Source organism: Longimonas sp. (assembly GCF_046498435.1).
GTDB lineage: Bacteria > Bacteroidota > Rhodothermia > Rhodothermales > Salinibacteraceae > Longimonas.
Window position 1 is genome coordinate 1 of the sequence record NZ_JAWOAR010000165.1, and the last position, 12,377, is coordinate 12,377.

Sequence of the window (12,377 nt, forward strand, 5' to 3'; positions counted from 1 at the left end):
CTGAGCCAGGCGGCGAGCGTGGGCATGGTCGGTCGTCAGTTGGTCGCGGTGATGCGCCAGTGCGTAGCGCCCAGCGGCGGCCAAGATGCCCGCTTGGCGCATGCCCCCGCCCAGGCGTTTACGCACACGCCGCGCTGCATCGATGCAACCTGATGCACCTGCCAGTACCGACCCAACGGGAGCGCCGAGTCCTTTCGACAGCGCCACCCACACCAGATCGAACGGAGCGGCATAGGTAGCAACGGATGTGCCCGACGCCGCTGCTGCGTTCCAAAGGCGAGCCCCATCGAGAAGCAGGCGCAGCCCGTGCGAATGTGCAACCTCGGCAATAGCCTGTACACGCTCAATTGGATAGACGCGTCCGCCGGCTTTGTTGGCGGTGTTTTCGATTGCAACCACGCGCGAACGGGCAAAGACCGCGCCCTCGGGACGAATGGCGGCGGCTACGGGTTGAGGCGTTAGCAGGCCGTTTGCGCTGTGCACCGGGTGCAGTTGAATGCCCGAGACCGCGCCTGCCGCGCCCGTTTCGTAGTTGTAGATGTGACTGCTTGCATCCAGAATGACCTCGTCGCCCGGGTCGGTGAGCACATGTAGCGCAATCTGATTGGCCATGGTGCCCGAGGGAACGAACAGCGCATCCTCCTTGCCGAGCAAGGTTGCCACCTCGCGTTGCAACTCATTCACCGTAGGATCCTCGCCATACACATCGTCGCCCACGTCGGCAGTGGCCATAGCCTGACGCATGGCGGGGGAAGGGCGTGTAACGGTATCGCTGCGAAGATCAATCATGGCATTGCTTGGGTTAAGGGAGGGGCCGACAGGAGTCGGGACTCTGCTCACTATGACCGGCGCTGAGGGCTTACCAGCCGTGCTGTGCCATGCGGCGCTCAATGATGCCCGTGTAGCGCTCCATGTATTGCGGTGCGCGGTTGCGCGGGTCGGGCAAGCAGGCCGCCAAGCCCGCTGCCTGTCTTCGCGTGAGCTGGGCGGCCGCGTGTCCAAAATAATGATGCGTGGCGACTTCGGCCCCATACACGCCGTTGTCCCACTCTACGACATTCGCATACAGATGCAGGATGCGTTCTTTCGAGAGGATGAGTTCAGCCAGGTACGTAAGCGGGACTTCCATGGCCTTGCGCACGTACGACCGGTGGGTGGTAAGAAACAGGTTCTTAACGAGTTGCTGCGTAACAGTGGACGCACCGCGCAGCCGTCCGCCTTGCTCGTATTCCGATCGGATATCACTCAGCGCCTCCCAGTCAATGCCGTAATGCTCGTAGAAGCGCCCGTCTTCAGCCGCCACAATAGCCCGCGGCAGGTGCGCGCTGATGGCAGAGGCTGCAACGGGTTCGTAGTGGCGTGTATAGTCGGCACCACTGAGCTGGGCCTCTATGGCCCGCTGTAGTTGTACGCCCGTGATAGGAGGCCACACGACGGTGTAAGCCAGCAGCGCCACGGTACACAGCATGAGATACGCGCTCAGCAGCAGGAATCCCCCCCATGCAATGCGTTTGATCAACGGCCACAGATAGCGCATAACGAAACCACGGGCCCGGCCCGTTTAGCGGGTAATGTCGGTGATTCTGAGCGTTATCGTACCGGCGGGAACCTTGATATCGACCTCGTCGCCCTCTTCCTGGCCCAGTAAGCCTTTGCCAACGGGGCTTTCAACCGAAATTTTACCTTCGGATACGTCGGCTTCCTGCTCATTTACGAGTGTGTAGACCTGCTCGGCCCCGGTGCTCAGGTTTTCTACAGTGACCTTTGAGAGGATATACGCTTTGCTGTCGTCGACCTCACTTTCGTCTACGACGCGGGCGCGCGAGATCGTATCTTCTAGTTTCGAGATGCGCGCCTCCAGTTTGCCTTGCTCTTCTTTCGCGGCATCGTACTCCGCGTTTTCCGAGAGATCCCCTTTGGCCCGCGCTTCGGCAATGGCATCCGCAATGCGCGCACGTTCTTTTGTTTTCAGGAAGTGCAGTTCGTCTTTGAGCTCCTGAAATCCTTCTTCGGTAAGGTATACAGTCTTTTTGCTCATAAATAAAGCAGTAACATCATGGAAGAGTACATCTACAAAGACAGACCGCCACACCCGTGCGGCCACGGAAGCGGCGGTCTGTAGCATGTTGCATGTGTCGGAGCTTTATTCGGAAAGGCGCACGCAAAGTTCCTTAACATAGCGGACGGCGGGGTTTCTCCTCACACGGCAGACGCATGAACGGCGTTCTACGATATCGCCCGTCAAGATACAGCAAAGACAGGGCGTTATGAACAGTGTTATGATGCAGGGAGGGCAAGCCCTTCTGCTATAATGCGTGTGGCCTCGGGCCCGTAGTTGAAAATGCAGTCGATAGCGGCCATGCCTGGCTCAAAGCCATCGAAGTTCTGGCGGTATGTAGGATGCTCGTATGGCGGAAGCACGGTGTATGCCTCGGTCGTAGGGGAAGCGTCGAGCTCATCCTGATGCTCGTGCGCCACCCACACCGCATCCGCCTGAAGCGCCGTACCAACATCCGCAAGCTGGCTGATACCATGCTCGGAGGCGTGCTCAAACGGCGTTTCGATCTGGGCAAAGGCACAGGTACACCGCGTGGAGATCTCGTTTGCGGTTTGTAGCAACTCGGGGGCGGTGTCAAAGAGCGGCGCAAAGTCGTCCTCGAAGTACTCGAAGTACATCGTGGAGCGGTAGTTGTACATGAAGGCGCGCCACTGCCGCTCGTGCCAAGGCACGTTGCCGTCGATCTTGACCTTGTGGGCCGGACGCCCATGTTGGTGCGACCACATCGGCAGGGTAATCCACTGCCAGCCGTTGGGATTGCGCAGTTTGCTTCGGCTTTGGCGGGTTTGGCGCCGGTAGGGCCAGGTGTCAGCCCAAAGCACCCGATCGGCAGCGGCCATGAGTGCTACGCTGTGCAGGGGCGGAAAGTACTCAAGCGGCAAAACAGCAACAGTCATACGCAGCAGATATGTCGAGGATAAATACGAAGCACAGCGTGAAAAATGAATATGGTGTATCCATGCAACCGGTGGCATGCGACTGCCATACCGCGCGTAGCCCCGTGCTACGGAACGATTGCCGGGTTGTTACAACGCAGCGGCATAAACTCGCGCGTGGGTGTTTCGCTTTGGAGCCTCTATCGGTATACTACAAAAAGTGTATTGCAGGTACCTTAGCGTCTGGGCCCACCCTTTGCAGATGACAGAATGTCGATACGTGGCGAATCAAAGCCGGGTCCGACTTCTTACATGGATCGGTGTATCCTTGTAGCCCTATCCTGATAGGTTCCGCCCTATAGTTTTGGGTAATGCACCGGCGGCGCGGAGGTCCCGCTCTGTCTCCCTCTTTGTTGATTTCTTTTCGCTGTATGCCTTCCTCACCACGTACAGAACACGCTGACCCCAATCGTGGCGACTTGATGGGGGATGAAGCCCGATCCACTACCTCCTCTGCTCCTCTCACCGAGGCGGCTGCAAGTCCGCTCTTTTTGGGCGCGTTAACCCTTTTTGCGGGCTCCATTGCCTTTAGCGTGCTCGGCATGCTGCTGTTGCAAGTCGTGCCCGATGCCCTCTCGTACTTTGGCCCGTACCTGGGAACGCTCATCAGTGCGCCTACCTGGACGTACATGTCGCTGCTGCCTGTCCTTGCGCTGCTGATGTATGGCCCAAGCCTGGGATGGAAACGCGTGGCCTTCTTTGCGTTCTGGGGGTGTTTCGTGGGCGGAGCCAGCGAGCTAATTGGAACCACAAAGCTGCTTGCCATTGGCGATCTTGTGCTGCCATTTGGTGAGTACGAATACACCGCCTGGCTGGGCCCGAAATTTGCCGACCACGTGCCCTACTTTATTCCTGCCTCATGGTTTGCCATGTCGATCGTATCGTTCGACCTGGCGCGACGCATCAGCGATAGGCGCTGGGTCTATATAGTGGTGGCTGCACTATTTATGACACTATGGGACGTGTCGCTCGATCCGGCCATGAATGGCGCGGGCGTGGACAATGCTGTGGGAAGCGCCATGTTCTGGTCATACCCGCAGGGCGGGTTCTACTACGGCATGCCTATTTCGAACTGGATTGGATGGTTTGGCGTGAGTGCCATTATCATGCTGGGCTACGAGTACCTGGGCGGCGGGCTCCATAGGTATCATGCGTGGGCCCCTGCGGTATACCTGCTGAACTGCCTCTTCCCACTCCTCATTCTGGCGATGCAAGGCATGAGCATTGCCGTGTTCATTGGGGGCGTGGCTACAGCCATTCCGTTTCTGGTGATCTGGCGAACGCCCGGCGCCTCCCTTCGCTTTCTACCTGCGAATGCATGACGCCATGTTTACCTCTGCTCCCAACGATGCGTACATGATGCAAGAGCCCGACGTGGTGGCTCCGGAGTTGGAGAGCCGCGCCGATGAGGATGAATGGCTCTGGGCCTCGTTTCGGTATCACTCGCGCACTTTCTCGATGGCGGCGCGCCTGCTGCCGTCGCGCGTACAGCTGCCCGTAGCTGCGCTCTACCTGTTCTGCCGCCACGTTGACTCTATTGCCGATCACCGCGTCCTTGAGGTAGGGCCCAAGGCGGCGCTCGACGAGGTGCATGCCACCTGGGAAGCCCTCGATGCTACGCTCGCGGGTCAGCCGCCCGATACGCTGCTCTGGCGCCGCCTGCACGAGGTGCACGACCGCTTCGGGCTGCATCGGACCCCGCTCTATGAACTGCTCGAAGGCGCAATCTGGGACCTGGAGGACCGTCCCATCCGCACACTCGACGACCTGGTCGATTACTCAAATCTTGTAGGCGGTAGCGTGGGGGCCATGATGCTCCCGTTTTTGGCGGATGCGGAGGCGCACCCACAGCTTGAAGGAGCAGCCCGGCAGATGGGCATTGCCATGCAGATCACGAACATTCTGCGCGATGTGGGCGAAGATCTGCATCATCTCAATCGGGTGTATCTGCCTATGGAATGGTTCGAGGCCTACGGCATTGCCCCCAATACCCTCACCGAGCGCGACACGTTGCCCGAAGCGTACCCCCAGTTGTTAGAGGATGCGATGGCAGCTGCCGAGGCGCGCTACGTATCCAGCATGACAGCTATTGGCGCGTTGCCCTGGAGCGTACGCACCGGCATTCGGGCTGCTGCGCGCATGTACCGCGAGATCATGAACGAGGTGCGTGCGCTCGACTACGATAACATCCGCCACCGCGCCTATGTGTCTACCCCGCGTAAGCTGTGGTGCGTGTGCGCCGACACGTACTCCCGTCGCAAGGCCCGCTTGCAACCCGCCGAGGTCGCATGAATGCACCTGCCGCTCGCATTGTAGAGGCCTGGATGCGATGGGACCTGAACCGCTCGTTTCAGCGGATTGAGTGGCACGGCTCCTGGCCCCCGGCGCTGCCTTCCGACCAACCGCTCATTGTGTGCGCAAATCACCACCACTTTTACGACGGGCACTTGTTGTGGCACCTGCTTACCGACACACTGGGACGCCCGAGCATGGTGTGGATGCAAGAATGGCACCGCTTCCCGTTTTTCGCACCAGTCGGAGCCATGCCGTTTCCGTCCGATGATCCGCGTGCTCGGGCCGCCACAGTGCGCCGCACAGCCCGCCGGTTTCGTGCTACCTCACAGGCTGCGCTCCTCTACTTTCCGAGTGGGGCATTGCAGTCTCCCAACACAGGGATTGGGCCCTACCCGGTAGAGCGGTTCGCACGCATCCATCGGCTGTATCCACAGGCCGTGTTCTGGCCCGTGGCGCTGCACATTACGTGGGATGGCGCGCCGTACCCGGTAGCCCAGTTGCGGGGCGGCCCGCGCCTCGACCTGGCCCACCACGCTCCCGGATCTGTCGAGACGCACCTGCGCCGCCAGTGGCACGCACTCCGCGAAACAACCACGCCCCCCACCCATCTGCTGATGGACGGGCGCTCCTCGCCCGCCGATCGTTGGAGCTTTGCCTGGACGCTGCCTCTTTTTAAACGCTTACTGCCGTCATGACTCTGTTTTCGCTTGTCTCGTCAGCTCGCTTTTGGATGCAGGGCAGTCTCGGACTTGTGCTGGCGTGTGCGGCAAGTGTGCTTCTTTCTGTACCCACTACGGCCTACTCGCCCACCATGCCCGATTCCTCGCACATCTACTACGCCGAACAAAATGTTGAGCGCCTGAGGGCCGGACTGGAGAACGCTGAGAGCCGGTTCGAGGACCTGCTCTACCGCTATCGCCTCTATCCGCTGACCGAAGAAGCCGACTTGCTCAACGATCTGCCTACGACGCTCGACGATGGGTCGGCGCAGGAACTGGCTCTGCTCTCGGGACTCTGGGCCTACCGCGCGGGCGAGGCGTCGATGATGGGAGCCCTCCGCTACGGACGGCGATCTATGAACGTGCTCCGAGCCGCCAAAGAGCGCGACCGCTTCGACCCGTTCGTGCTGCTGGTCGAGGGCCAGTCGCTGCTCTACCGGCCCTCCATTGCCGGGCGCGATCCCGATGCCGCCTCCACATGCTTCGAGCGGCTGCGCACCGTGCTGGCGTCGCAGTCTGCGGCGTCTATCGACGAGGAAGAGGCCATGATCTGGCACTGGATTGCTCTGCAAGAGGCCGGTCAGGAGGATGAGGCCGCCTCGCTCTACGACAAGCTCGCCGACTCCGATCTGCCGCCGCTCTACCAGCAGTTCCTCGAATCCCCGCCACGCGTGTAACAGCGCAAGGCTTCGTGCGGCGTATCGCTTTCGCATCCCCCTGCCCTGAATGTTTCTTCGTGCATGTCGTCCATCGCTGCCTTTCTGATTGGCATTCACGTCTGCGTAGCCGGGGTGCTTGCAGCCAATTTTGTATACTTGCGGATGCACCGGCCCTCGCGCGGGCTCCATTCAGATGCATCTCCCGACACTGCTGCATCCATTTCGGTGCTCATTCCGGCGCGCAACGAAGCCGAAAACCTGCAACGGCTGCTGCCATCGCTCTTGGCGCAGACGCATGCCCCGCTGGAAATCTGGGTGTACGATGACCGCTCCACCGACGCCACCGCCGAGGTCGTCGCCTCATTCAACGACGACCGCCTGCATCTGGTATCCGGCACGCCGCTGCCCACGGGCTGGCTCGGCAAGCCGCATGCGCTCTACCAGCTGGCCCAGCGCGCCACCGGCGACTGGTATATCTTTCTGGATGCCGACACCGAACTGCATCATCCCAACGCCATAGCCCGCTGGGCCCGGCAGTTTGCTGCACGCCCCGAGCCCTCGGTAGCCACTGGTTTGCCTCGGCTGCGGGGCGGGGCGGCGTGGCTCGTGAGCCTGGTGCCCAACGCCATGCTTACTGGACTGCCCTGGCCGCTCGTAAAGTGGATCGATGCCCCATCGCTGGGTGCACTCAACGGCCAGTTCTGGATGCTCGACGCCGCCACCTACCACACCCACGAGCCGCACCGGCACGTGCGCGGCAAGGTCCTCGAAGATGTAGAGATTGGCCGCTACCTGAAGTCCAACGGTGTGGTGCCGTACCTGTGGGACGTGCGCGACGAGCTTACCGTCTACATGTATCCCGACACGCACGCAGCCTGGCGCGGCTTTCGCAAGAACGCGTACCTGCTCATGGGCGGACATCCACTGGCGTTTGTGCCGCTCTGCGCCTTTTACACCAGCACATTCGTGATCGCCCCGTGGGTCGTGCCGTGGCTGTGGATCAGCGTGTTTGGCTTCAAACTGGCCACCGATCGCTGGAACGGCATTGCGTGGCCCATCTCGCTACTGGCGCCGCTTTCGTATGCCGCCGGAGCGGTGTTGCAGATGGATTCGGCCTGGCACCACTGGACGTACAACGTGTCGTGGAAGGGCCGCTCGGTAGCCGCGCGCTCCACTGCCGAAGAGCCGGCATCGCAATCCGAATCTGGCTGAATGGTTGGCTGATGGGGCCCGGCCTCAACATCCGCCCGATGTTGCATCCGCGCTGTATCCGTCCTATCTTTCTTGCGCCTGCTCTCTGTCGCCTACCCCGCCTGTCTATGCCCGACTTCGCAACCATTCGCACGCGCCTGGCCATGGTGGGCGCGCTCGTTCTGCTCTTCGTGGCCATTCTCTTTGCACTCCAGAACACGCAACCCATCCGCGTGAACCTGCTCTTTGCCAGCACCGAAGGCTCCGCCGCTCTCGTGCTGGTATGTGCATTTACCATCGGCGTGCTGGTGGGCGTGCTGGCGCTGGCCCCGGCCCGCCTGCGCGATCGGCGGCGCATCAAGCAGTTGGAGAAGGAGCAACGCAGCCAGGGTCCCGGTCAGGGGGAGGCGTCGGGCCCATCCGCGCCCGGGCGTTCGGATGCTGATACGCAATAGGGGCCTCTTTTTATGGATCGAATTTTATGGATCGAACCACCGCCGCGATGCCCGTCTTACATCCTGGGGCCCGCGCTCATATCGTAGCTCCCGCCAGTGCGCCTCGCGAGGCCGAGCGCTACACCGCAGGCGTGCAGGCGCTTCAGCGCGAATGGGTCCTCGCCGAAGCCTATGCCCCCACGCCCCCATACGGCTATCTGTCGATGCCCGATGCCGAGCGCGTGGCCCAACTGCAGCGTGCCCTCACCGCCCCCGATGTCGAGGCCGTGCTGTGCGCACGTGGCGGGTACGGCACCATGCGCCTGCTCTCACGTCTCGACTGGGATGCCATAGCCCGTGCCACACCGCGCTGGATCATAGGCTACAGCGACATTACCGCACTGCAATGGGCATGCTGGACGCATCTGCGCTGGCCCAGTCTGTCGGGGCCGGTCGTCACCGAGTGGGCCCAGCTGCCCGCGGCCATGCGCGCCGAGGTGTTTCGGGCCACCGACCCGGCCCCGTACACGCCCGCCTGGCACAGCCATCCGCCACCCACGCCGTGGACGACCGGCACGGCGCGCGGTCCACTTCTGGGTGGCACGCTTTCGGTGCTCACGCGCCTGCTGGGCACGCCGCACATGCCCGACCTGACCGGCGCTATCTTGCTACTTGAAGATGTACAGGAACCGCCCTACGCCATCGACCGGATGCTCATGCATCTGGAGCTTGCCGGAGTGCTCGATGATCTTGCCGGGGTGCTTCTCGGCCAGTTCTCGGTACCCGACGATGTGAGACAGCCCACGTTGTCGATGGACACCGTGCTGCGCGACTACTTTGCCGATCGTCCGTACCCCGTCCTTGCGGAGGTGCCGTATGGGCACCTCATGCCGCGTTGCATCTGGCCGATGGGCATGCCGGTACACCTCGACACCAGCCCCCCCGCCGCCCCGGTTGTGTGCTATCCAGACGACTGGTGACCCGAAGCTATGGGGGATACGGAGCTACCTGCCGAATCCCAAAAGCTAAATCCCAAAATTAGACAAATTGACGCCAGCGGTTGGCACTTGTGCGGTGGGGTATCGCATCTTATACGTGTTGCTCGTGCCCATGCCGCACCGATACCCATGCCCAATCTTCGTCTCGTCGTCTTTGCCTCGGGGGGCGGCACCAATATGCAGGCGCTCCTCGACGCCATTGATGAAGGTCTGCTCCCAGCTACCGTGGTGGGATGCGTGAGCGATCGCTCCACTGCCGGTGCCCTCAACCGGGCCCGCACCCACGACATCCCCACGGCAGTGCATGCGCCCGCCGATTACGACACGCCGTCCGCGTTTGGCGATGCGCTGTGTCGCGTCCTGGACGATTGGAACGCCTCGTTCATTGCGCTGGCGGGCTACCTGAAGAAGATTCCATCTCCGGTACTGCACGCCTATTCCAATCGCATTACCAACATCCACCCGTCGCTGCTGCCCGCGTTTGGCGGACCCGGCATGTATGGCACACGCGTGCATCGGGCGGTGCTTGACGCCGGTGTCCACTGGACGGGTGTAACCGTGCACCTGGTGAACGATGCCTACGACGATGGGCCGATTGTCGCGCAGCAGCCGGTGCCTGTGCTTCCCGAGGATACCGTCGATACGTTGCAGCAGCGCGTACTGGCGGTGGAGCACCGGCTGTACCCGGCGGTGCTGCGGCAGTTTGCACGCGGGCAGATTCAGGTGCAGGGCCGCACCGTAACCGTTACCAACGACTCGCTTTCTCATCCAGAACCACCCCCTCATGCCCAGCCCCACAACTGACGCGCCCAACGTTCCCGAGTCGCCCGTTCGCATTCGGCGAGCCCTGCTTTCGGTGTACGATAAAGACGGCCTGGTGCCGCTGGCCGAAGCGCTGCATGCGCACGGCGCCGAACTGGTATCGACCGGCGGCACGGCGCAGGCCCTTCGCGATGCCGACCTGCCCGTGACCGACGTGACCGACGTAACCGGTGCCCCGGAGATGCTCGACGGACGCGTAAAGACCCTGCATCCAGCCATTCATGCGGGATTGTTGGCGCGTCGCGACCAAGAGAGCGACCAGGCCGAACTGGAGGCGCAGGGCATTGCCCCGATTGATCTGGTTGTCGGTTCGCTCTATCCGTTTCAGCAAGCCCGCCACCGGAGCAACCTGGCGCCCGAAGAATTGCTGGAGTACGTCGACATTGGCGGCCCCACCATGCTGCGCGCGGCGGCGAAGAACTACCACCACGTGGGCGTGGTGTCGAACACCGACCAGTACGACGAGGTGGTGCAGACCTTGAACGACCATGACGGCGCGCTCCCGCTGTCGCTACGCCGCACGCTCGCTGGACGCGCTTTCGCCGCCACAGCCTCCTACGACACAGCCATTGCCAACTACCTGGGCAGCATAGACAGCGATGCCGATGACAACGCGTTGCCTTCCCCTTATATCGCGGTCGAAGGGAAGTCACAAGACCTGCGCTACGGCGAAAATCCGCACCAGCGCGCCGCGCTCTATGGCACGCCGTTCTCGTTCGTGAAGCCGTTGCACGGCAAAGCGCTGTCGTACAACAACATGATCGACGTGCACGCCGCGCTCGCTCTCATCGACGAGTTTCGCGATGACGGGCCCACCTGTGCGATCCTCAAGCATACGAATCCCACCGGCGTAGCCACCGCCGACACGCTGCTGCACGCCTACGAGCGCGCCTTCGCCACCGACACCAAGTCGCCCTTTGGCGGCATCGTGGTCGTGAACGAACCCCTCGACCGCGCCACCGCCGAGGCCATCAACTCCATTTACACCGAAGTCATCATTGCACCCGAGTACGAAGAGGGGGTACTCGATCTGCTGACAGCGAAGAAAAAGCGCCGCCTGCTCCGCCAGACCGGATCGCTGCGCAAGGACCCGCGCCATCAGGTGCGCTCCGTGGCGGGCGGGCTACTCGTGCAAGATCGCAACCCGGTGTCGGCTCCGCTCAACGAAAGCCGCGATGCCTGGTCGGTCGTCACCGATGCCCCCCCCACGGCCGCCATGTGGGGCGACCTGCACTTTGCATGGCGCGTGGTAAAGCACGTGAAGAGCAACGCGATTGTGTACGTCCGCGACGGACGTACGCTGGGCATTGGGGCTGGACAGATGAGCCGCGTCGATGCCTCGGAGCTGGCCGTGCGCAAAGCCGCCGAGGAAGACCTGTCGCTCGACGGCGCGGTTGTGGCCTCCGACGCGTTCTTTCCGTTTGCCGACGGCCTTGAAGCTGCTGCCGAGCACGGCATCACCGGAGCCATTCAGCCGGGCGGATCCATCCGCGACGATGAAGTTATTGCTGCTGCGAATGCGCACGACATTGCCATGGTATGTACCGGCACGCGGCACTTCTGCCACTAATTGCGGCGGGTCGACCAGGGCGGAACCGCCGGGTTTGTGCCTTCCCCGATAATCTACCCCGTGAACAGAGGAGACGCGGCTCGTCTGTGAATCTTTTCTCGGGGCAATGCATGGGAAAGGCGGATGCAACGGGTGCTCTTGGCAACGCAGCCGCGGCATGCTACCGGTCTCCGCCTCCCCACCCGGTTTTTTCCAACACACTGACGGCTTTTCTTCTTTATGTTTTTCAACTTCACGCAAGATGTGGCCATTGACCTGGGCACAGCCAACACGCTGATCTACATCCGTGGCGAGGACATTGTACTCAATGAGCCCAGCATCGTCGCGGTAGATCACAGCACGCGCGAGGTGCGTGAAATTGGTCACGAGGCGCTTCAGATGCATGAGCGTACGCACAAAGACATCGAAACGATCTGGCCGCTTAAAGACGGCGTGATTGCCGACTTCAAGGTGGCCGAGCAGATGATTCGTGGCCTCATGCAGAAAGTGCGCCGCAACTGGTTCACCTCCATCCGGTCGATGGTGGTGTGCGTGCCCAGTGGCATTACCGAAGTCGAAAAGCGAGCCGTGCGCGACTCTGCCGAGCACGCTGGCGCGAAACGGGTACATCTCATCTCCGAGCCGATGGCCGCAGCGATTGGCATTGGGCTCGACGTCAGCGAAGCTGTGGGCAACATGGTTGTTGACATTGGCGG

Annotated in this window: 14 protein-coding genes; 10 read left to right on the forward strand and 4 right to left on the reverse strand. The window is 61.8% G+C overall.

Annotated features, from left to right (window positions below; all coding sequences use genetic code 11):
- From R6U20_RS06080 to R6U20_RS06095, 4 genes are all read right to left on the reverse strand, one after another.
- Positions 1 to 789: threonine aldolase family protein (locus R6U20_RS06080; RefSeq protein WP_410336973.1), on the reverse strand; the 789-nt coding region annotated here is incomplete at its 3' end.
- Between the two features lie 70 nt (positions 790 to 859).
- Positions 860 to 1,537, reverse strand: a complete 678-nt coding sequence (gene mtgA / locus R6U20_RS06085) for a monofunctional biosynthetic peptidoglycan transglycosylase (RefSeq protein WP_410336974.1) — start codon at positions 1,535 to 1,537, stop codon at positions 860 to 862.
- A 24-nt stretch (positions 1,538 to 1,561) separates the two neighbouring features.
- Positions 1,562 to 2,038 (reverse strand): transcription elongation factor GreA, encoded by a 477-nt coding sequence (gene greA / locus R6U20_RS06090; protein WP_410336975.1) that lies wholly within the window; start codon positions 2,036 to 2,038, stop codon positions 1,562 to 1,564.
- A gap of 239 nt (positions 2,039 to 2,277) precedes the next feature.
- Positions 2,278 to 2,955: a WbqC family protein gene (locus R6U20_RS06095; RefSeq protein ID WP_410336976.1), complete on the reverse strand. Its 678-nt coding sequence runs from the start codon at positions 2,953 to 2,955 to the stop codon at positions 2,278 to 2,280.
- A 410-nt stretch (positions 2,956 to 3,365) separates the two neighbouring features.
- Between R6U20_RS06095 and cruF the strand changes: the two genes are divergently transcribed.
- The 10 genes from cruF to R6U20_RS06145 all read left to right on the forward strand — a co-directional run.
- Complete coding sequence (cruF, locus tag R6U20_RS06100; protein ID WP_410336977.1) at positions 3,366 to 4,316, forward strand: bisanhydrobacterioruberin hydratase CruF; 951 nt, start codon at positions 3,366 to 3,368, stop codon at positions 4,314 to 4,316.
- Positions 4,317 to 4,320: 4 nt separating this feature from the next.
- Entirely contained in the window at positions 4,321 to 5,286 is a 966-nt protein-coding gene (locus R6U20_RS06105; protein WP_410336978.1) for a phytoene/squalene synthase family protein, read from the forward strand.
- Positions 5,283 to 5,984: a 1-acyl-sn-glycerol-3-phosphate acyltransferase gene (locus R6U20_RS06110; protein WP_410336979.1), complete on the forward strand. Its 702-nt coding sequence runs from the start codon at positions 5,283 to 5,285 to the stop codon at positions 5,982 to 5,984. Before R6U20_RS06105 ends, R6U20_RS06110 begins: the two co-directional genes overlap by 4 nt.
- Positions 5,981 to 6,685, forward strand: coding sequence for a hypothetical protein (locus R6U20_RS06115; protein ID WP_410336980.1), 705 nt, complete (start codon positions 5,981 to 5,983; stop codon positions 6,683 to 6,685). Before R6U20_RS06110 ends, R6U20_RS06115 begins: the two co-directional genes overlap by 4 nt.
- A 63-nt stretch (positions 6,686 to 6,748) precedes the next feature.
- Positions 6,749 to 7,879, forward strand: a complete 1,131-nt coding sequence (locus R6U20_RS06120; protein WP_410336981.1) for a glycosyltransferase family 2 protein — start codon at positions 6,749 to 6,751, stop codon at positions 7,877 to 7,879.
- A 107-nt stretch (positions 7,880 to 7,986) separates the two neighbouring features.
- Positions 7,987 to 8,313: a lipopolysaccharide assembly LapA domain-containing protein gene (locus tag R6U20_RS06125; protein ID WP_410336982.1), complete on the forward strand. Its 327-nt coding sequence runs from the start codon at positions 7,987 to 7,989 to the stop codon at positions 8,311 to 8,313.
- 26 nt (positions 8,314 to 8,339) lie between these two features.
- Positions 8,340 to 9,272, forward strand: coding sequence for an LD-carboxypeptidase (locus R6U20_RS06130; RefSeq protein ID WP_410336983.1), 933 nt, complete (start codon positions 8,340 to 8,342; stop codon positions 9,270 to 9,272).
- A gap of 147 nt (positions 9,273 to 9,419) precedes the next feature.
- A complete protein-coding gene (gene purN, locus R6U20_RS06135; RefSeq protein WP_410336984.1) occupies positions 9,420 to 10,094 on the forward strand; it encodes a phosphoribosylglycinamide formyltransferase in 675 nt (224 codons plus the stop codon).
- Complete coding sequence (gene purH / locus R6U20_RS06140) at positions 10,075 to 11,682, forward strand: bifunctional phosphoribosylaminoimidazolecarboxamide formyltransferase/IMP cyclohydrolase (RefSeq protein WP_410336985.1); 1,608 nt, start codon at positions 10,075 to 10,077, stop codon at positions 11,680 to 11,682. Before purN ends, purH begins: the two co-directional genes overlap by 20 nt.
- Positions 11,683 to 11,901: 219 nt before the next feature.
- Positions 11,902 to 12,377 (forward strand): rod shape-determining protein (locus R6U20_RS06145; RefSeq protein ID WP_410336986.1); only part of this gene is annotated, 476 nt, incomplete at its 3' end.